We start from the raw sequence: 21,020 nt of genomic DNA on the forward strand, positions 1-21,020 counted from the left end.
AACAGTGTTTAAAAGCTGCGCAATTAGTGCAGGAATATGCCGCGAAATGCGTGAATAATCATCATGGTTGGTGTGAAAGGCGGGACATACTCATAAATGCTTTTTACTTGTTTCAGCACCGTGTTTATTATTTCCTCCTATAGAGTGTTGGCTTTTGGGTGTTTACTGTACACTAATGAGGTTACTTTATTGATAAGGATATTAAATTGTCGCAGTATCTTCTTATTCCATTCCAGCGTTGGCTATCTCTTTTATTGTGTGCAATAACGGCTACCACTCTCGTTATATTTTTAAGCAAAGTCGCTTTTGTGCAAACAACCTACACCAATTTGAGTAGTATTTTATATACCAACCCTGCACTGCATTATAGTTTTGCATTTTTAGCCGGTATTGGCATAAAGCTACTGCTGGATAAGTTCTACATATCTCACGCTAAACGAAGTATTGGGTTTAACTGGCGATATCCTCCAGTAACAATGAGTGTATTGTTTGGATTATTTTTCATTGTTGTTTATGTGTATGTAACTAACAATGAAATAGTAGAACAGCTGACAGCTCATGCCTTTGTAAGTTTCAAGTTTCTGTCACTGAGTTTTTTAGCTGCTGCAGCGACTATTATCTATCAAACTAAACTGTATACAGAAAAACCGATATTTTCAGTTGCACTGTGCGCGGTATCAGCATTTTATTTATTTTCTGCAATAAGCTTAGTTGAAACAGAGCAAGCATTCTGGGTGTTCTTTTGTATAGCAGTTGCTTATTTGGTCATGTCGGTATATTTGCTATGTGAGCAGCTAAAAGTATCTAGTGCAGAGTCGAAAGTCGAATCAAAACAAGAAGCTGAACTAACGCTTGAGAGCTTAGAAAATTTTCGAAAATGGTTTAAAGACGATTCAACCATTAAAAATACTGAACAATTAGAGCCTGACTTGCAGGTTTATGCCACGCGTATTACTGAGCGGCTTCGGACAGGCGGTGATACAGAAGGATATGAGAAAAGGGGGGCACAACACATTGCATTGTGTGGGCCATTTGGATGCGGAAAAAGCAGTATTGTAGAAAGTATTGCAAATGATTTAGCAAACAGCCTTAAGCAAGATGGGATCTGGATACACAGTGATATTTCAACGTGGGGTGCAGCAAGCGGCAGTGTCGCGCATGTAGTACTGAGTCATATTATTGATGATATTAGCCAGTATATTGATATGTGCGCCTTTCGTGCCTTACCTAAGCATTATACTGAAGCGCTAAAGTCAGGAGGCGGTCTATTTCAATTTGCATCCACATTACTCGCAGGCCCTGTTGATATTGAAGAGAGCTTCAAAAAGCTTAACGCTGTGCTTGAAACTACCAACCACAAACTACTGATCACCTTACAAGACGTTGATCGTGGCACCGGTGATGAAAATGAAAAACGCCTAAACGATATAGCTGCATTACTGGATAGGTTAAGGAATAAAGATTTAAGTAATATCAACTTTATTATTGCTATGGGTAATGAAAGTGATTTGGCTGCTGAAGTGATTTCAAAAGCTACTGACTATAAAGAGGATATTTTAATCAGTAATATTTCTGCAAAGCTTAAGGAGTTTATATTTTTATCGATAAATAAAGCTGTCTCGAATGGTGTAATCACACTTTATAGCAGTGGATATAATACAGAGAGTTCAGAACCACCTTTAGTATACCCAGTAAAAGATTGGATCGAGGATTGTAATAAGTTTTCGGATGCTTTTTTTAAACGAGAAGTTAGTGCTCTAATAGGCGTAATTGACTCTGTTCGTTTATTGAAAAAAATTATCAGACGAGTTGATGCCGCTTGGAATAAAAGTGATTTAAATGGAGAGGTTAACTTATTAGCCACTATAATGATAGTTGCATTAAAAGAGTCAAAAATTAGAAATTATGCATTATATTTAAACCGGTTGGATGAAATCAGACTCAATTCTAAAATTGACTTAACCAATGTGATCGAAACAATGTCAAAGAGAGGGGGTGGTATTGTTGATTTAAATCTCATTAATTATTTTGACGTTTTATTGAATGTTAAGAGAATTACTGACTACGATGCTGTGAATGATGAAGATTTTACAAAAGGGAAAAATTTTCCTATAAGGAAGTTACTTAATCCTATCTCGGTAAGTACACAGTCAATAGGCAACTCTAATAATGAGTATTCAAATTATTTATCTTTGATTGAATTGGAAAGATTACCAAGTGATTGGTTGAAGCAGCAACCTATTTTAAAATGTCTTTATATTGAAGATAATGCTAGTGCTGATATTTTTGCTAAAAACTGGCTTCAAAGTCATAATATTCGAGAGCTTACTTCAGAGTTAGTTTATTGTCCGTCTTATAAAGCTAACCTTAGAAATATTTTTTCATCTATATTAAAGCTGTTTGCAAACATAGATATTAGAGGGCGAAATGCATTAAGGCGCACAAGATTCTTATACAACCTTGGCGATATCTTTTTGGCTGCGACAAATTTTAATTCTTTCTTTAGTGATATTCTTTGTTTAATTAACTCGCTTGAAAGTGATATGTCAAGCAAGTTATTTAGCTACTGTTTTAGCAGAAGACTATTCGGTTATAGCGATGAACTAGAAGTTAAGTTTGAGGAGGGTGATATAAGAGACATGGTTTCCTTTGTAACAAAACTGAGTAATATTAATGAAGAAGAATCAGCTACGTTAACTTGGCCTTTATGCTTTAAGTTAGGAATGGAAAACTTAAAGAGTGAAGTAGCGAAGAGAGTGAGAGCTAATACAAGTTCATATCTGGAGAGACAATACTTCTCAAATATTATTGACTATAATGCAGCCTATAATTTATATGTTGATTTCCGCACAATAAATATTGAGGCTAGCGATCATAACTTATTTGATATACCAGAGTCGGTACTGGATGGAATTCTTGAAGGCGTTCAATATGATTAAAGTCCGTACGGTATTGGACATAATTTTTATGTTGAAAATAAAAATTAGATAAATACTGGGTTTCGCTTCGCTCTATCCAGCCTACGGTGTATAAATTGTTATCGAACTGCTCGCGACTCTAAGCCCGCAGCCCGCAACTCTTAGCTTTTATTCTTCTATCGCACTCACCACAAAATACGGATTCAAGTATTCATCTTTGCTGTTATAAATAAGCGGGCTGCCATCGAGCTTAGTCACTTTTGCACCGGCTATTTCGGCAATAGCATGGCCTGCTCCGGTATCCCATTCACAGGTTGGGCCCAAGCGGGGGTAAATATCAGCACTGCCTTCGGCGACTAAACACAGTTTCAGTGAACTGCCTTTTGACACCATTTCAACCTCATCAAAGCGTTTTACAAATTCAGCTAAATCAGGGGAGGGGTGCGAGCGACTGCCTACAACACGAATAAGCCCTTTGTTAGGCTTAGTGGTGACTTTAAGCTCGATGCGCTCATCGCCTTTGTCTTTAAAAGCACCAATGGCTTCGGCGGCTATGTACGATACACCTAGCGCAGGGGCATCAACCACAGCTAAAACTGGTTTGCCATTTTCGATTAGGGCAATATTAACGGTAAATTCACCGTTCTTTTTAATAAATTCTTTGGTGCCATCAATTGGGTCAACCAGCCAATAGCTGTTCCATGTTTGGCGTACGTCCCAACCAATGTCGGCACTTTCTTCACTCAATACAGGAATATCGGGAGTGAGCTTTTTGAGCCCTGCACTAATGATTTTATGAGCTGCTAAGTCGGCGTCGGTTACGGGGCTTTCATCAGCTTTGTATTCAACGTTGAAGTCTTTGTTGTAAATACCCATAATCGCGCTTCCCGCTTCGCGAGCGAGAATAAGGGTTTCTTCTAGCAGTTCAGTTTGGTTCATTAGATGGGCCTATAGTATATGCTGATGTTTTAGATACGTTATCAGTTGAGCTACCGATTGGTCTAGGGTGTTTTTACTGGTATCTAAAATTATTTCAGGATTAACCGGCGGCTGGTAAGTTGAATCAATCCCGGTAAAGTGTTTAATTTCACCAGCGCGCGCCTTTTTATATAAGCCTTTTGGGTCGCGACTTTCGCACACCTCAAGAGGGGTGTCGATGAATACTTCGATAAATTCACCCTCATCAACTAACTCACGAACCATGTCGCGCTCAGCTTTAAAGGGGGATATAAACGCAGTAAGGACTAACAAACCAGCGTCAACCATTAGCTTGGCGGTTTCGCCTACGCGGCGGATATTTTCAACGCGATCGGCATCACTAAAGCCTAAATCTTTACATAAACCATGGCGTACATTGTCGCCATCAAGTAGGTACGTGTGCGCACCTTGCTGATTGAGTGCTGCTTCTAGTGCATTCGCAACGGTACTTTTACCTGAGCCAGAAAAACCAGTAAACCATAAAATAGCCGGCTTATGCTTTTTTTGTTCGCTGCGCTGTACTTTAGTGGTGGCGTAATTATGCCAAACAATATTGTTATCCATTTGCTGTGTCTCTTTATGCTATAAACGCGGGCATTAAAACGGAAATACCAGCGGGATCAAAGTCAGTACGGTGATTGAATAAATAATAGAAAGCGGTAGCCCCATCATTACATAGTCTTTTAGTCGATAGTTACCTGCGCTATAAACCATTAAGTTAGTTTGATAACCAAAAGGTGAAATAAAGCTGGCTGAAGCGCCAAATGCAACTGCCATAATAAACGGCAAAGGTTCTACGTTAAAGCCAATGGCTAGTGAGTAGGCAACCGGAAACGATAGCGCTGCAGCAGCATTATTAGTGATTAATTCGGTAAATAATACGGTCATTAAAAAGATAGCGATAAACGCGCCATAAGGGCCAAAGTCGCCCAGCACTACAAACATGGCGTCTGATATTTGCCCGGCAAGGCCGGTGCCTATCATCAGCTTAGCTAAACCTATAGCACTGCCCACGACAGCAAGTAACTCAATAGGAAAGCGGCGCTTTATTTCGCTTAGTTTGATAGTACCACACAGCATTAGGCCAATAAGTAACACTAACAAGCCTTTAACCAGCGGTACTGCACCTAAAATACTTAATCCCAGTACACCCGCAAAGCTTAACAATACAATATTTGATTGCTTTGCACTGAGGTGGGTTTGTAAATCAAGCCCTGAAATATACACAAACTCGCGTTTTAAGTTAGTTAAGTCATAAAAGCTTTTACCAGGGGCGAGAATGAGTGAATCACCCGCTTGTAATCGCACTTGCCCAAGCCCGCCTTGTAAACGGTCATGCCCACGGCGGATAGCAATAACGGCCGCATGAAATTGCTCTCTAAAGCGGGCTTCTTTTACCGTTTTGCCAATTAATTTAGACGACTGACTAACGACAACTTCAACGAGGTGTTCAATGTCTTTTTCGTGTTTGTCGTGCACCACTTTTAAGCCATCAAAGCGAGTAAGCAAAGGCACTGACTTTATGTCGCCCACAAACAGCAGTATGTCGTCTTGTTGAATAATATGTTGGGGGGTCACGGCGCAAATACGGTTGCCATCACGAATAATTTCAGCCAGAAACAAGTCTTTTAAATCGCGTAAACCATTTTCTTCTACAGTACGATTTATTAGTTTAGAACCAGTTTGCACTTTCCCTTCTAGATAAAAAGGCACCACCTCTTGGCTATTTTTACCATTGTCGGGCAGGCATTTTAGCATCACCAAAATAGTAATTAAGCCCACACTAAGTGCGCCCAAACCCACCAAGGTAAAATCAAAAAAGCCCAGTGGCGCCATGCCCGCATCTACTGCAAAGCCATTTACGATTAAGTTAGTAGAGGTGCCAATAAGCGTAATAGTACCCCCTAAAATCGCGGTGTACGACAGGGGTAACAATAGCTTTGAGGGAGAGTGGTTTGGGTTATCCTTTATGGCGGTAATTAATGAGGCAACTACCGCGGTATTATTAGTAAACGACGATAAAAAGGCGGTAGACAGCCCTAATTTAGTTACTGACTTAACTAAACTACCATTGGATAACGATTTGGCTAAACGCTGAATAAGCGTGGTTTTTTCTATCGCTATCGACACTAAAATTAATAACACTAAAGTAATTAATGATGAGTTAGTGTAATTAACCAGCATGCTTTCTAAATCTATTAACCCAGTTAGATAGCTTGTGCCTATGGCACTTACAAATAACCATGCAGGATTAATACGGGTGCCAAAAAGGCACCCGACTAAAAGCAACATAATGCCTGTTAAAATGAGCTGTTCTACCATGCTTTAAATGTTCCTAACAGGCGTTCATTAACGTTATAGCTTTGAAATATCAAGCGCTTGCCAATGCGGGAAGTACTTGCGTACGAGGGCGTTAAATTCAACTTCAAAGTCGCTGTATTGTCCTGCGTTTTCTTCACTTTGCAGTACCTGTTCTATCATTCCTGCTGCAACCGTTAAGTTTGATAAGCGATCAATAAGAATAAACGAACCGGTTTCATGATTATGATGGTACTGGTCGGCTAAAATAGTCTCGGTCAGCTCCAGTGTCACAATCGCAATTTCGTTTAACTGCAATGAATCTGCACTGCCATGCTCTAGCGTGTTTACATCAATAGTGTGATCAATTTTTGTGACCGTGGCCGAGGTGTTTTTGCTGCCAAGTTTAAGGTTGTAGCTTTTACCAAGCACCAATGGCGACTCGTGCATCCACACAATTTTAGCCTGTAATTGGTTGGTTACTTGAGCTTGCGAATTTGCAGGCACAATAACGTCTCCTCGGCTAATATCTATTTCAGTATTAAGAGTAACCGTAATTGCTTGGCCAGCTTGTGCAGTATCTAGGTTGCCATCAAAAGTAACAATTTCTTTAATATGTGATGTTTTACCTGATGGCAGTACCTTTACTTCATCACCTACACGTAATTTACCTGATGTAAGCGTGCCTTGAAAACCACGGAAGTTTAGATTAGGGCGTACCACGTATTGCACCGGAAGACGCGCTTCAAAACCGGTGTCGATTTCAGCGGCTGGTGAATCTTCTAACAGCTCAAGCAACGGCTTGTCAGTGTAATAAGGAGTGTGCGCAGAGCGAGTTACTACGTTATCGCCTTTAAGCGCCGACATAGGCACAAACTTAATATTTGATACGTTAAGTTGCTCGGCAAATTTTAAATAATCGGCTTTAATTTTTTCATAAACGGTTTCATCAAAATCAACAATATCCATTTTGTTAACCGCAACCACGAACTGCTTAATGCCTAATGAGTCACAAATAAAGCTATGACGCTTAGTTTGTACCTGCACGCCATAGCGCGCATCCACTAAAATAATGGCAACATCACTAGTTGAAGCGCCAGTAACCATGTTTCGGGTATACTGCTCATGCCCTGGGGTGTCGGCTATAATAAACTTACGTTTAGCGGTTGAAAAGTAGCGGTACGCTACGTCAATTGTTATACCTTGCTCACGCTCAGCTTGTAGGCCATCTACTAACAGTGCTAAATCAAGATCTTCACCGGCGTTACCCACTTTTTCGTTATCTTTATGAAGCGCGGCTAGCTGATCTTCATAAATTTGGTGACTATCGTGCAGTAGGCGGCCAATTAAGGTTGATTTACCGTCATCCACACTGCCACAAGTCAGCATACGCAATAAGCTTTTATCTTGTTGACGTGCTAGGTAAGCGTCTATACCAATTTCTTTTACTTCATTAAATGTATCGTTATTTAGGTTAGACATTAGAAGTACCCCTCACGTTTTTTCTTCTCCATAGAGCCTGCTGAATCATGATCAATCACTCGACCTTCACGTTCAGATGACGATGAAAGCAGCATTTCTTCAATAATTTCGGTTAGATTGCTGGCGGTAGATTCAACTGCACCTGTTAGTGGATAACAGCCTAATGTTCTAAAGCGAACCGACTTCATTTGCGGTACTTCACCTTCATTAAGTGGCATGCGATCGTCATCAACCATAATTAAAGTACCATCGCGCTCTACTACAGGGCGCTCTTTAGCAAGGTAAAGTGGCACCATTTCGATGTTTTCTTGATATATGTATTGCCAAATATCTAGTTCAGTCCAGTTAGACAGTGGGAATACACGAATGCTTTCTCCTGGGTTCACTTGGCTGTTATAGGTATTCCAAAGCTCAGGACGTTGGTTTTTAGGATCCCAGCGATGGTGTTTATCACGAAATGAGTAAACACGCTCTTTAGCTCGTGATTTCTCTTCATCACGACGTGCGCCACCAAATGCGGCATCAAAACCGTATTTATTCAGCGCTTGCTTTAGCCCTTGAGTTTTCATGATATCGGTATGTTTACCCGAACCATGCGTGAATGGGCCTACACCCATTTCGATGCCTTCAGGGTTTTTGTGTACGATTAAATCAAAGCCGTACTCTTTAGCTAAACGGTCGCGAAACTCAATCATTTCACGAAACTTCCAGTTGGTGTCTACGTGTAATAACGGAAACGGAATTTTTGCAGGGTAAAATGCTTTACGTGCTAAATGCAAAAGTACCGATGAGTCTTTACCGATTGAGTAAAGCATAACTGGGTTCTCAAACTCAGCGGCGACTTCGCGCATGATTTTGATACTTTCAGCTTCAAGTTGCTGAAGGTGAGTTAAAGCCATTGTTGGTCGTCCTACTAAAATGATTAAATTAAAATCTGTTAAATTACGCTACGTCTGTCAGTGGTTGAGCAAAGCTGCTGATCTGCGCTTTTTCACCAAACCAGTGTAATTGGTCATGTAGTGAGGCCACTTCACCTATAATGAGTAACGCGGGCGAAATTATTTGATGCTGCTCAATGAGCTGCGCTAATTGGTCTAACTGTCCGGTAACTACGCGTTGATTTTTACGTGTGCCGTTTTCAATAATTGCCACTGGTGTTGTTGCTTCTCGCCCATGTTTTAATAGCTCGGCTTGAATATGCGGCGATTTAATCACCCCCATATAAATAGCCAGTGTTTGGTTTTTTTGTGCAAGCGACTGCCAATTAAGCTCTTGGCCTTCCTTTTTACAGTGACCAGTAACAAATTGAATAGCTTGAGCATGATCGCGATGCGTTAAAGGAATACCTGCATAGGCACTACAGCCTGCAGCCGCCGTTATACCTGGCACTATTTGGTAATTTACGTTATTGGCTGCCAGTACTTGTACTTCTTCGCCACCACGACCATAAATAAATGGGTCGCCGCCTTTAATACGACATACTTTTTTACCTTGTTGCGCTAAATCAACTAGCATCTGATTAGTGTCTTCTTGGGCTACGCTATGATCGCCTAAGCGCTTACCCACACAAATTAAATCGGCATCGCGGCGTACTAATTCCATAATTTCGTCGGAAACTAAATAATCATATACCACCACGTCGGCTTGTTGCATTAGCTGCAATGCTTTTAGGGTGAGTAACTCTGGATCCCCAGGGCCTGCACCTACTACGTATACTTCACCTTCTGGCTCTACTTTGGCATCTAGCATTTGCTCTAGTTGTTGTTCAGCGCCATGGGTATTACCGGTTTGGACTTTACTCACTACTGATGAATCAAACACACCTTCCCAAAACTGGCGACGATCGGCAAAGTGTTTAAAGCGCTGTTTTACTTTATGGCGAAAGCCACCAACTAAGTTGGCGAGTGGACCAATGTGTTGCGGGATAAGTGTTTCGAGCTTTTCACGTAAACGTCTTGCTAATACCGGTGCGGTACCTGCACTTGAAATCGCAATGGTAATTGGGTTGCGATCAACAATAGAGGGAAAAATAAACGTACATTTAGGTTGATCATCCACCACGTTCACAAACACATTACGTGCATTGGCGAGTTCAAAAACCGTATTATTAACTTCATCATTGTCGGTGGCGGCAATGATCAAAATTTTGCCATCAAGGTGTGACTCTTCAAAATAGGCATCTATTAAAGTAACTTCATTGCTGTGCGCATGTTCTTTTAATTCATCACAAAACCACGGGGCAACTAAGGTTACTGCAGCACGCGCTTTTAAGAACGCGCGGCATTTTCGCAAGGCAACTTCTCCACCGCCAACCACCAATACTGGCTTGTTGTCGAGTTTGGTAAAGATAGGTAAATATTGCACTGAGTAACGCCCCTAAAAAGATAATAAAGTGTTTAATACACAGGCAGAATATAGCGGCTATTGATAAGTAAAAAATAATTAAATCTTAGTTGATATACTCAAAAGTTATATAAACTATGTTTTTTAGGTCTAAATCTTATTTAGTAAGGGTTAGAGTGCTATTTAGTATAAAAAACGCGCTTATAGTGTTTGGTTATGAGCTATAGCAAGGTTAAGCTATGATGCTTATATAGTTTAAGGTTTTTAAAATTTCATGGGCATAAAATGACAAATAATACTCAAAACGCCATGCTAGTTGTTAGTTTAATGGATTTAACCAGTTTAAACACCGATGATAATCAAGCTAGTATTAATGCATTAGTAAACAGTATTGATCCTAAGTTAGGCATACCCGCTGCAGTTTGTGTGTTTAGTGAATTTGTAGATGATGCAAAAATAGCGCTCGCTAATCGATTATTGAGTCATGTAAAAGTGGCCACAGTAACCAACTTTCCCACAGGTGAGGCGCCACTTAATGAAGTGCTTAATGAAACGCTAATAGCCATAGAAGGCGGGGCCGATGAAATTGACTTGGTCATTCCTTATAAAGCGCTTATAAAAGGCGAAGCCGATACCGTGCTGGAATACGTGAGTGAAAGTAAAAAAGCATGTGGTAGTCGCGCTAAACTTAAAGTGATTATTGAAAGCGGTGAGCTAAAAACACCTGCACTTATTGCTCAAGCAACCGAGCTTGCTATTCAAGGGGGAGCTGATTTTGTAAAAACCAGCACCGGTAAAGTCGCGGTTAATGCCACGCTTGAAGCAACTGAAATTATGCTTAATACCATCAAAAAGTCATCAAAAACAGTTGGCTTTAAGGCCGCAGGCGGTGTGAAAACGACAGGTGATGCCAATGCTTATTTGCAGCTAACAACTGAGATTATGGGGCATGAATATTTAGCACCAGAGACATTTAGGTTTGGCGCTTCCTCGCTGTTAAATGACGTTTATAAGGTATTGCATGAAGCGCAGCAGTGATGCCGAAAAACAACAGTTAGAGCACGATGCAGCTAAGTTGTTTTTGCGTTGCTATGAGCAGCAAACCGGCATTCATATGCGCCACATTTGGCATAATGAACCGAATAGACCCGATGTAAGTTGTTATCAAGAAAATGAGCAACTCGATATAGAAGTAGCGCATTTATATGCCAGCGAAACCGAAGCAATGGCCGTGTTAGGTCGGCCATTATCGATACAAATGCAACGTGATTTAGCTGATATGGCACAACAACCCAGTGAAAACCGACTGCAATCAGCATTAGGACGATTGCTCAAACAAAAAGCGACTAAGCGTTATTACTCAAAACGTACCTGGTTGCTAATTCGTAACGCTAGCACTATTTGGCATAAGAGCGACTTTGAAGCGGTAATAAAAACAATAGCTTTTCCAAATACCCATCAATTTGAGCAAATATGGTTACTGTGTGATTTTTATCGCGGTGAGTTATTACGAGTAGATTAAAAGCGACTAGGGGATAGCCGCTTTTTTTGATTTAAATGAATTGTGTTGCTTAGTTAAATTGAAACATGCTGCCTAAGCTTTCAAGCCCTGATTTTTGAGTTTTAGCTAAACATTTTGTGTTATCTAAAGATTTCTTTGTTGTTTCATCGGCAAGGCCTGTTACTTTTAAGCTCTTTTCTTGTTGATATTCGCGTAGTGCTAATACAGTTTGACGGTCGTATTTTACGTCTTCAGTCTCAAATTCTTCATAATTAGGTTGGTTTTTTAAATAGCCTAAGCAAACCAAGTTCATACGAGACATTGCTAAGTCCATTTTTTCATAATGTGGCATTCTATGATTCGGCACATCGACAGCAGCAGGTGCTGCTTTTTTACTAGCTACCTTTGGCGGTGGTGGTGCTGTATAGCCTGCAGCAAGCGTGTTGTTTTGGTTATAGCGATAATAGGTGTCTGGGATTTTAGTTTCTAAAAACTCAACGGCTTTAATTATTACTTCACGTAGTGCTTTTTCTTTTGGTGTATCTGACCAGCCGCTAAGACTCCCTCCAACCAATGCGCCACCAAAGTTTGTTGCTGCGCTGGTAAAGTTAAAATCTTTACTACCGCCTTCAACACTAGTTGCAGCTAAAATACGTGAAGTGCGCGTATCAATTAACCTTAGGTCAATAGCCATATGCGATCCAGAAAAGCCAGCAGAAACAGAGCTAAACACATCACCAATAAAACCGCCCGAACCAACACTTGCACCTGAACTGTCATCATCAAACTCGGTAACCGCTGCAACGACTACAATCTCAGCGCCTTCAATTTCGCCATAGGCAGCTCCAGATTGTGCACTCACTCTGCCTGATACTGCTAAATCTTGCTCCGAAAGCACAGCGTCTAGTGCTTGGCGTTCCAATACAATAAAGCGATTAGTGCCAACAAGTGCGGTGGTAAGTTGATCTGCCATACCTTCACCAATTTCTTTTCGCCACCATCTTGAGTTATTTGACTTATCAGTGAAACGTGCCACGGCGATACGTGCTTTAGGACCATTGTATTTTTGTTTACTTACTTCATTAATGTCAGGTGAATTTTTATTTGAAGTGACATTGGTTGAAGTGCTTTGACATGCGCTTAAGCTCGTTATTAATGCTGTGGCAAGTAGCGTTTTTTGTATTGATGAGAGCATAGTATTTTCCTTAATTTATCTGCTTAATTACATTTGTAGTTATTTTTTTAGCAATGGCTAATTAAGGTTAATTTAAATAAATCAGTAGCTTAAAAATAGTACTCAGGCGAAAGCTTTGAGTACAGATGCGAAGCTAATGACTTTTACATGTTTGTGCTTCTCTATATTGTTTAGGTGTCACTGTATATTTGGCTTTAAAGCAACGAGCAAAGTAACTTTGAGAACTAAAGCCGGTGTTATCTGCAACTAAACCTATGGTTAAGTCGCTACCTGCTAATAATTTTGCTGCATATTCTAGACGGGTATTGCGAATGTAATCACTGGGTGTAACGTCAAAAAGAGCTTTCATTTTTAATTGCAGTGCGCGAGGGCTCAAACACATTGCGCTGGCAAACTCTTCGACGCTAAACAGTTCATTTTGATAATTTTCGCGCAAGATTGTTTTTAAGCGTTCTGTAAATGTGTAATCTTTATTTTGCTCTATTTGCGCATCTAAGGTCACAGCATGTACTTGAGCTGATAGCTGTTTAACTAAGTGTTTATTTAACGCATCACGAATACCTAATAAACCATGAATCCGACTCTTTAATAATGATGCTTCAAAGGGTTTACACAGGTAGTCATCGGCCAGTAAATCAAGCCCTTTTATACGACTATTACTGTCTGCTTTGGCAGAGAGTAATAAAACAGGAATATGGTTTATCGAAATGTCTGAGCGAATAGCGCTTAGAAGTTGATATCCATCCATCGTTGGCATCATCACGTCACTGAGCACCACATCGGGCATTTGAGTTTGGCACAGCAAAAGCCCTTCTTCTCCATTATTAGCGCTCAGACAGGTATAGTCATCACTAAACAGTGAAACCAGTAACTCACGCATTTCCTCGTTATCTTCAACAATGAGTAGTTTTTTGTTGTTTTTTAGCGGCATAGTTTGAGAGGGGGATAATTGTTTATCCGTTAATAAGTTACTTGATTCACACAATGGCAAAGTGACTGTGAAGCAACTTCCCTTGTTGATTTTACTAACTAATGAAATTTGCCCACCGTATTGCTCTACAAGCTGCTTAACCAGCGCGAGACCTATACCACTGCCTGTTTGGTTGTGTGCTGCAACACGAGTAAAACGTTCAAAAATAAGCGCTTGCTGGTGTTCTTCGATACCAATACCAGTATCAGATACCGTTATAACAACATTATTGTTTGTGTTAGAAAGCGTTAGATTAACGCTTTCATTTGATGGGGTGTATTTAAGTGCATTGGTCAATAAGTTATCAATAATAGATAAAGCATGTTTAGTTTCTAAATTTATATAATTAGGCTGTTGCGTGGTGTCTTTAAAGGAAAAACTAATATTTTTTTGAGCAAACAAAATAGCGAAGTCGTCTACTATTTGTTCTATAAAAGGGCTTATAGAATAAGCGGATACATATTCTATAGTCGCACTTGGGCGCTGGCTGAGCTGTAATAGCTCATTAATTAAATTAAGTAGGCGGAGCCCGTTACGCTTGATTATAGAAACTTGATGTTGCGCTTGAGCACCGAGTTGTTGCTGTTGTAAGTTTTCTACTGGCGCTAAAATTAAGCTTAATGGCGTTTTAAGTTCATGGCTAATATTATCTAAAAATTGGGTCTTTAGTTGATTGAGCTTTCTTTCTTGTTGAATAAGTTGCTCTGCGGTTTTAGCTCGATAGCGTGACGCTAAAATTAACCATGTAATAATCAAAACTATTATAAGGTAAGCCGCATACGCCAATTTCGTTTGCCACCAAGGAGGCGTTACTGTCAGCTTTAGCATAGTGTGAACTTTGCTCCATTGCCCGTATTGATCGCTTACTTTTAATTGTAATTGATAATTACCTGCACTTAGCTGCGAATAGTTAACTTGTCGTTGGCTTGCATCGGTATAGATAAATTGCTTATCTAAACCACTTAGCTTGTAAGCATACTGGTATTGATTAGCTGATGAGGCATTATTAACGGCGGAATATTTAAAGCCAATGACCCCTTGGCTAGTTGGAAAAGAGAGTTTTTTAGTATGATTTATTAGTTTTGCTGGCTGTTTTTGATCTGTTAGATAGTTTTTTGTTGAACTTGCTTGGTTATAAATTAATAGCTCAGTTAATACTGGGGTTGGGGCTGAAGTACTCAATAGCAGTTTACTAGGGTAAAACTGATTAAAGCCATTGATTCCGCCAAAAAATAGCTCGCCATCAGCTGCTTGAAAAGCGGCACCTAAAATAAACGAATTATGCTGCACGCCGTCACGAGGTAAAAAATGCTGCATAGCTTGATTCGTGGGATTATAGCGAGTGAGCCCTTGGTTACTGCTTAGCCATAAGTGGCCTTTACTATCATCTTTAATAGCAAAAATATTATCGTTCAGTAATCCATTATGTTCGGTAGTGTAAGTGATCTTTTGTGTTTTTTTATCAAGGCGGTTTAAACCACCAAAGGTACCAACCCATAAAGTATCGTTATTTTGCAGGTGCAAGGAAGTGACCATATTATGGCTTAAACCAGTTTTCGGTTCGCTATTTGCGGGGTAATGGGTAAATGATTCATCGGCCATGCTTAGATAATTTAAACCTGCACGAGTCCCGACCCATAATCCGTTTGTATTTTGATCAAAAAGCAGAGTAAACACGGTATTGTTAGCAAGACTATTAGTTGAATCGTCGTGCTTGTAATGTTGAACCTCTAAAGTGTCGGGATTAAAGCGTGTTAAACCTTGGTTACTACCTAGCCATAAATTACCTTTAGGATCGCTCGTTATCGCATAAACTCGATCGCTACTAAGCTGATGGCTTTGCATTGTATAGGCAATAAAATTATCTTCAGCTGGATTGTATTGCAGTAACCCACCGCCATAGGTACCAACCCAAAGTCGCTGTTGGTTATCTTCATGCAGGCTAAATACATTATTATTAGTAAGGCCGCTTTGCAATTTTGAGTTAACTTTATAGCGCTTAAAGCCAGTGTCGGTTTGTTTGTTTAAGCCATCACGCGTACCAACCCATAACTGACCTTGTGAATCTTTAAGTAGAGCGCGAACAAAATTATGACTAATAGTAGTCTCATGATCGCTCAAATGCTGTTGATGCGAAAATTGATTTTGCTTTTTATCATAACGTTGCAAGCCATAGCCATCAGTACCAATCCAAATGATACCGAACTGGTCTTGATAGACTGACAAAAGGTAATCATTAGCAAGCCCATTTAGTTGCTGTTTATTGTGCGGTATGTGCTCAAAGTTATTTTTAGATGTACTTTGCTCTGTTTTATAAAATAAACCTTTTCCATAACTTGTAAGCCACAAGGTATCGGTGTCGTCAATTAATATATCGGTGATCCATACATCTGTAAATTGAGCAAACTCCGCAAAAGCCTGTGTTGTTGGAATAAATAGGCTAAGGCCTTGTTTGCTTGCTAGTAATAGCTGCCCTTGTGTATTTAAGTGTAACCGCCATAAATTCTTATGGCTCTTTGCTATGTGTTTAAACGTTTTTAGCTCTGGGTTAAATTTAATTAATCCCTCGTTGGTCGCTAACCAGATATTCTGTTGAGCATCTATTACGATATCTTGTATTACGGTATTAGCTTGCTCGGGGCTATTATAGCTAAATGACTCAACTTCATTATTGACTATATTTAATCGTGTTAACTTTCCATGTTCATGGCCTAACCAAATATTATTTAGGTTATCTGACGCCAGTGACCATATACGGTTATCAGTAATCGCCAACTCAGTTTGCGTATTAAAAACCTTAAATTGACCGGTTTGAGTATCAAGTAAGTTTAAACCATTACTGGCTGTAGAAAACCAGATAGCATGAGGGCCGCCATCAAGGCAATCGGTGACCCAGTTTCCTGAAATACTAGCCTCAGTAGGGTGAGACTTGAAGCGTTTAAACTCATAACCATCAAAGCGATTAAGACCGCCTTGTGTGGCAAACCAATGAAACCCTTGCTCATCAGTGATGCTGCATGTAATCGAGTTTTGCGATAATCCTTGCTCACTCGAATATGTATCTAAGTGAATAGGGCGGGCAATAAGCATGCTATGAAACAAGCAAAAAATACTTAAAATGAGGGTTTTGAATAGGGTTTGAAGTAAAGGCACTGGCTTCCTTGTGCGAACAGTATTCCTAAAATTGAAACAATCATAAACTGCTTTTTTAATAATGTTAAGTTTGATTTTTACAGCCGTCAGTGAGATTTTAAGTTATGGGTATCTTTTTACTCTTGTGTTAATGAATTGCGTAAGTATAATAGGCATCCACTTTGCAGGGGCGTAGTTCCAATTGGTAGAACAGCGGTCTCCAAAACCGACGGTTGGGAGTTCGAATCTCTCCGCCCCTGCCAATTTTTTACAAAGTGAGTAAAGTCTAGAACTAAAAATCGGTTTAAGTAAGCTTGTTTTTAAGTTTAGATTTTAATGGATTAACCCTGTCGACGTGCAGGGTTGTTGTGTCTGTAGTTAAGGTAATAATATTATGAGCACGAATATAGAAACACCATCGAGTGGGATGGAGTCAGTAAAGTGGTTAGTAGCAATTGCGCTACTTGCAGGCGCAGTCGTTGGTAACCATATGTTTGCAGATCAGTCTGTATTACTACGTGCTATTGGCGTTGTGGTTGCGATAGCTGCGGGTTTAGCTATTGCTTCGCAAACTTTCAAGGGACGTACATTCCTTGCTTTTGCAAAAGAAGCGCGTATCGAAGTACGCAAGGTAGTTTGGCCGACGCGTCAAGAAACAACGCACACGACATTAATTGTAATGGTTGCAACAGTGATTATGGCATTAATCCTTTGGGGATTAGATGGCATTTTATTCCGCGCTGTAGGCTTTTTAACTGGATTGGAGATCTGATCCCATGTCGGATGAGAATAACGAAAAGAAACTACGTTGGTACGTAGTACAGGCTTTCTCAGGTTATGAGAAGCGTGTTGCTCAAACATTATTAGAGCATATTAAAATCAAAGGTCTAGAAGATAGCTTTGGTGAAGTATTAGTTCCTACTGAAGAAGTCGTAGAGATGCGTGCTGGTCAAAAGCGTAAATCTGAGCGTAAATTCTTCCCAGGTTACGTACTAGTACAAATGGATATGAATGATGCAAGCTGGCACTTAGTAAATAGCACTGAACGTGTTATGGGCTTTATTGGTGGCACATCAGACCGTCCAGCACCTATTAGCACCAAAGAAGCTGATCGTATTCTTAACCGTCTACAAGAGAACGCAGAAGCGCCTAAACCAGCAACATTATTTGAGCCGGGTGAAGTGGTTCGTGTTACTGATGGTCCATTTGCAGACTTTAGTGGTGTGGTTGAAGAAGTTGACTACGAAAAGAGCCGCGTTAAAGTGTCGGTACTTATTTTTGGTCGTTCTACGCCAGTTGAACTTGAATTTGGTCAAGTTGAACAAGATAAGTAATTGATTTAAAGCGTCGCGTTAAAAACTTTTAAATTTTTGGCACGAAGCTTGAAAAAGGCCGCTGATTAACTTATAATCAGCGGCCTTTTTGTATTCAGGGAAAACGTTTGTTTAACTGTTTACTAAAAAGTGAGAAACCAATTTTTAAACTGGGAAGCCGCTAGAGTACGCGTCCTCGCGCGCACAAGGCTAAGACCCACCTAATGAGGTATTTATAATGGCTAAGAAAGTTGAAGCTCTAATCAAGCTACAAGTTGCTGCTGGTATGGCTAACCCTAGTCCTCCAGTAGGTCCAGCACTAGGTCAACACGGTGTAAACATCATGGAATTCTGTAAAGCGTTCAACGCACGTACAGAATCTATCGAAAAAGGCGCTCCAGTTCCTGTAGTGATCTCTGTTTACGGCGACCGTTCATTTACGTTCGACATGAAAACGCCACCGGCTGCTTACTTACTTAAGAAAGCTGCAGGTATCAAATCTGGTTCAGGCCGTCCTAACACTGAAAAAGTAGGCACAGTAACTCGTGCTCAACTTGAAGAAATCGTTGAGACAAAGAAACCAGACCTTACAGCTTCTGATTTAGAAGCTGCGGTTCGCACTATCGCAGGTTCTGCGCGTGCGATGGGCTTGAACGTAGAGGACTAAGATAATGGCTAAATTAACTAAACGTATGCGTACTATCCGCGAAAAAGTGGAAGTAACTAAAGATTACGAAATTAACGAAGCAGTTGCTCTTTTAAAAGAACTAGCGACAGCTAAATTCGTAGAAAGTGTTGACGTTGCTGTTAACCTTGGTATCGATGCTCGTAAATCTGATCAAAACGTTCGTGGTGCTACTGTACTACCTAACGGTACTGGTCGTGACGTTCGTGTTGCTGTATTCACTCAAGGCGCTAATGCAGAAGCTGCAAAAGAAGCCGGTGCTGAATTAGTAGGCATGGAAGATCTTGCTGACCTAGTTAAGAAAGGCGAGATGAATTTTGACGTTGTTGTTGCATCACCAGACGCTATGCGTGTTGTTGGTCAACTAGGTCAAATCTTAGGCCCACGTGGTCTAATGCCAAACCCTAAAACTGGTACTGTAACACCTAACGTTGCAGAAGCAGTTAAAAATGCGAAAGCAGGTCAAGTGCGTTACCGCAATGACAAAAATGGTATCATCCATACTACTATTGGTAAGGTTGATTTCACTGCTGAGCAGTTACAACAAAACCTTGAAGCTCTAATTGTTGCGCTTAAGAAGGCTAAACCTTCTCAAGCTAAAGGTGTTTACTTGAAGAAAGTAACTATCTCTACAACAATGGGCGCAGGTGTTTCTGTTGACCAAGGCACTTTAAGCACAGTTGTTGCTTAATTGAGTGTTTACATGGCGTGAAATTTGTACTATAATTTTGCGCCATTTTGCTGATTAATTTAGTTAATCGCAAAGTAAAGAATTCGGGTTGAAGTCCATAATTTCGAAGCGCCTTCGGGCAACGCGATAAATTGGGCTTCCGTCCAAGACCGTAGGCGGCTTCGGCCTTAATATTACCTACGTAGACGGTGTGAATCCCCAGATAGATTTTTCCTAATCTTCTGGCTCTCGCCGTAAAAAGCATCTCCACCTTTATTGGTGGGGAAGAGTAAAACAGGGAAGCCGATGTACGGTAACCCATTAAACCAGGAGTAACACCCATGGCTTTAAATCTTCAAGGCAAAAAGGCAATTGTTGCTGAAGTCAACGAAGCAGCCACTGGTGCTCTATCTGCAGTAGTTGCAGATTCTCGTGGTGTAACAGTTGGTGCAATCACTGCCCTTCGTAAAGAAGCTCGCGAAGCGGGTGTTTGGATGAAAGTTGTCCGTAACACTCTAGCTAAACGTGCTCTTGAAGGAACAGACTTTGAATGCCTATCTGATTCATTTGTTGGTCCAAGCTTAATCGCTTTCTCATCAGAGCACCCAGGTGCTGCTGCGCGTATCTTTTCAGACTTCGCGAAAAAGAATGAGAAATTTGAGCTTAAAACGGCCGCTTTTGAAGGTAATGTAGTAGACGCAGCTATGCTTGCAACTCTACCTACATACGACGAAGCTGTTGCACGCTTAATGAGCGCTATGAAAGAAGCGTCTGCTGGTAAATTGTGTAAAACAATTGAAGCAGTACGTGTACAGAAAGAAGAGCAAGCTGCTTAATTTTAAGCTGTTTAATCCCTTTCGGTGTAAATTTATTTGGACCTTAGAGTCCGTTAATTATTAGGAAATTTGTAATGTCTGTAACTAAAGACCAAATCCTTGACGCAATTGCTGAAATGTCAGTAATGGACGTTGTTGCTCTAGTTGAAGCAATGGAAGAAAAATTCGGCGTAACTGCTGCAGCTGCTATGGTAGCAGGTCCTGCTGCTGAAGCTGCTGAAGAGAAAACAGAATTTGACGTAATCCTTACTGGCGCTGGCGCTAATAAAGTTGCGGCAATCAAAGCTGTACGTGGCGCAACTGGTCTTGGCTTAAAAGAAGCTAAAGCTCTAGTTGAAGCTGCTCCAACTCCAGTTAAAGAAGGTATCTCTAAGGAAGAAGCTGAAGCTCTTGCTAAAGACCTTACAGAAGCTGGTGCTGAAGTTGAGGTTAAGTAATCTAGCTTTTGCTAGGTTCGCTGCCTGAGAAATCAGGCAAGGGCTGGTGATTATTTAATCACCGGCCTTTTTGCGCTATAGAGCGACTATTCTTATAGCGCAAATAAAATCTGATTTATTCTTTAATTTCAACGCTTTATAGTTTGCTAGTGTTGAGGTGGGATTAAGTTGGAACAACAGTTAATGTTGTACATCTTGGCATAGATGCCAGTTAAGTCTGTTCTTACAAGAACAGGTCGGGTCAAAGATCAGCAAGCTGAGG

General features: G+C 40.5%; 17 protein-coding genes and 1 tRNA gene. 10 read left to right on the top strand and 8 right to left on the bottom strand.

Annotated elements, in window-relative coordinates; translation table 11 throughout:
- The first annotated feature begins 206 nt into the window (after positions 1-206).
- Positions 207-2,939 carry an AAA family ATPase gene (locus ACNSN3_RS00485; RefSeq protein ID WP_418608110.1) on the top strand — a complete coding sequence of 911 codons (2,733 nt, stop codon included), beginning with the start codon at positions 207-209 and terminating at the stop codon, positions 2,937-2,939.
- Positions 2,940-3,086: 147 nt separating this feature from the next.
- On the opposite strand, the gene cysQ is transcribed toward ACNSN3_RS00485, so the two are convergent.
- From cysQ to cysG, 6 genes are read right to left on the bottom strand one after another with little or no spacing between them, the layout of a single operon-like run.
- Positions 3,087-3,857, bottom strand: coding sequence for a 3'(2'),5'-bisphosphate nucleotidase CysQ (gene cysQ, locus ACNSN3_RS00490; protein WP_418608112.1), 771 nt, complete (start codon positions 3,855-3,857; stop codon positions 3,087-3,089).
- Between the two features lie 9 nt (positions 3,858-3,866).
- Positions 3,867-4,460 (bottom strand): adenylyl-sulfate kinase, encoded by a 594-nt coding sequence (gene cysC, locus ACNSN3_RS00495; protein WP_008108444.1) that lies wholly within the window; start codon positions 4,458-4,460, stop codon positions 3,867-3,869.
- A 33-nt stretch (positions 4,461-4,493) separates the two neighbouring features.
- Positions 4,494-6,218 carry an SLC13 family permease gene (locus ACNSN3_RS00500; RefSeq protein ID WP_055012484.1) on the bottom strand — a complete coding sequence of 575 codons (1,725 nt, stop codon included), beginning with the start codon at positions 6,216-6,218 and terminating at the stop codon, positions 4,494-4,496.
- A 33-nt stretch (positions 6,219-6,251) separates the two neighbouring features.
- Positions 6,252-7,676, bottom strand: a complete 1,425-nt coding sequence (gene cysN / locus ACNSN3_RS00505) for a sulfate adenylyltransferase subunit CysN (RefSeq protein WP_418608115.1) — start codon at positions 7,674-7,676, stop codon at positions 6,252-6,254.
- The gene (cysD, locus tag ACNSN3_RS00510) at positions 7,676-8,575 is read right to left on the bottom strand and encodes a sulfate adenylyltransferase subunit CysD (RefSeq protein WP_008108450.1); all 900 of its coding nucleotides are present in this window, start codon (positions 8,573-8,575) and stop codon (positions 7,676-7,678) included. The genes cysN and cysD overlap by 1 nt, the downstream gene beginning before the upstream one ends.
- 43 nt (positions 8,576-8,618) lie before the next feature.
- On the bottom strand, positions 8,619-10,040 hold the full coding sequence (gene cysG / locus ACNSN3_RS00515; protein WP_418608118.1) for a siroheme synthase CysG: 1,422 nt from the start codon (positions 10,038-10,040) through the stop codon (positions 8,619-8,621).
- Positions 10,041-10,304: 264 nt separating this feature from the next.
- Between cysG and deoC the strand changes: the two genes are divergently transcribed.
- Both deoC and ACNSN3_RS00525 read left to right on the top strand, forming a co-directional pair.
- The gene (deoC, locus tag ACNSN3_RS00520) at positions 10,305-11,057 is read left to right on the top strand and encodes a deoxyribose-phosphate aldolase (RefSeq protein ID WP_418608120.1); all 753 of its coding nucleotides are present in this window, start codon (positions 10,305-10,307) and stop codon (positions 11,055-11,057) included.
- The gene (locus tag ACNSN3_RS00525) at positions 11,041-11,541 is read left to right on the top strand and encodes a hypothetical protein (RefSeq protein WP_054202755.1); all 501 of its coding nucleotides are present in this window, start codon (positions 11,041-11,043) and stop codon (positions 11,539-11,541) included. The genes deoC and ACNSN3_RS00525 overlap by 17 nt, the downstream gene beginning before the upstream one ends.
- A gap of 49 nt (positions 11,542-11,590) precedes the next feature.
- On the opposite strand, the gene ACNSN3_RS00530 is transcribed toward ACNSN3_RS00525, so the two are convergent.
- Together ACNSN3_RS00530 and ACNSN3_RS00535 are read right to left on the bottom strand one after the other, a co-directional pair.
- Positions 11,591-12,715 carry a CsgG/HfaB family protein gene (locus tag ACNSN3_RS00530; protein ID WP_418608122.1) on the bottom strand — a complete coding sequence of 375 codons (1,125 nt, stop codon included), beginning with the start codon at positions 12,713-12,715 and terminating at the stop codon, positions 11,591-11,593.
- Positions 12,716-12,848: 133 nt separating this feature from the next.
- Positions 12,849-16,838 (bottom strand): two-component regulator propeller domain-containing protein, encoded by a 3,990-nt coding sequence (locus ACNSN3_RS00535; protein WP_418608123.1) that lies wholly within the window; start codon positions 16,836-16,838, stop codon positions 12,849-12,851.
- Between the two features lie 165 nt (positions 16,839-17,003).
- Between ACNSN3_RS00535 and ACNSN3_RS00540 the strand changes: the two genes are divergently transcribed.
- From ACNSN3_RS00540 to rplL, 7 genes are all read left to right on the top strand, one after another.
- A tRNA-Trp gene (locus tag ACNSN3_RS00540) sits at positions 17,004-17,080 on the top strand.
- Positions 17,081-17,211: 131 nt separating this feature from the next.
- A complete protein-coding gene (secE, locus tag ACNSN3_RS00545; RefSeq protein WP_054202752.1) occupies positions 17,212-17,589 on the top strand; it encodes a preprotein translocase subunit SecE in 378 nt (125 codons plus the stop codon).
- Positions 17,590-17,593: 4 nt separating this feature from the next.
- Positions 17,594-18,151, top strand: a complete 558-nt coding sequence (gene nusG, locus ACNSN3_RS00550) for a transcription termination/antitermination protein NusG (RefSeq protein WP_008108460.1) — start codon at positions 17,594-17,596, stop codon at positions 18,149-18,151.
- A 217-nt stretch (positions 18,152-18,368) separates the two neighbouring features.
- The gene (gene rplK, locus ACNSN3_RS00555) at positions 18,369-18,797 is read left to right on the top strand and encodes a 50S ribosomal protein L11 (protein ID WP_008108462.1); all 429 of its coding nucleotides are present in this window, start codon (positions 18,369-18,371) and stop codon (positions 18,795-18,797) included.
- A 4-nt stretch (positions 18,798-18,801) separates the two neighbouring features.
- On the top strand, positions 18,802-19,506 hold the full coding sequence (gene rplA, locus ACNSN3_RS00560; RefSeq protein ID WP_010392122.1) for a 50S ribosomal protein L1: 705 nt from the start codon (positions 18,802-18,804) through the stop codon (positions 19,504-19,506).
- 320 nt (positions 19,507-19,826) lie between these two features.
- A complete protein-coding gene (gene rplJ / locus ACNSN3_RS00565; RefSeq protein ID WP_008108464.1) occupies positions 19,827-20,321 on the top strand; it encodes a 50S ribosomal protein L10 in 495 nt (164 codons plus the stop codon).
- Positions 20,322-20,395: 74 nt separating this feature from the next.
- The gene (gene rplL / locus ACNSN3_RS00570) at positions 20,396-20,758 is read left to right on the top strand and encodes a 50S ribosomal protein L7/L12 (RefSeq protein WP_008108465.1); all 363 of its coding nucleotides are present in this window, start codon (positions 20,396-20,398) and stop codon (positions 20,756-20,758) included.
- The last annotated feature ends 262 nt before the right edge of the window (positions 20,759-21,020 follow it).

Source organism: Pseudoalteromonas sp. US3C1004 (genome assembly GCF_048401065.1).
In the GTDB taxonomy this organism is placed as follows: Bacteria; Pseudomonadota; Gammaproteobacteria; order Enterobacterales; family Alteromonadaceae; genus Pseudoalteromonas; species Pseudoalteromonas undina.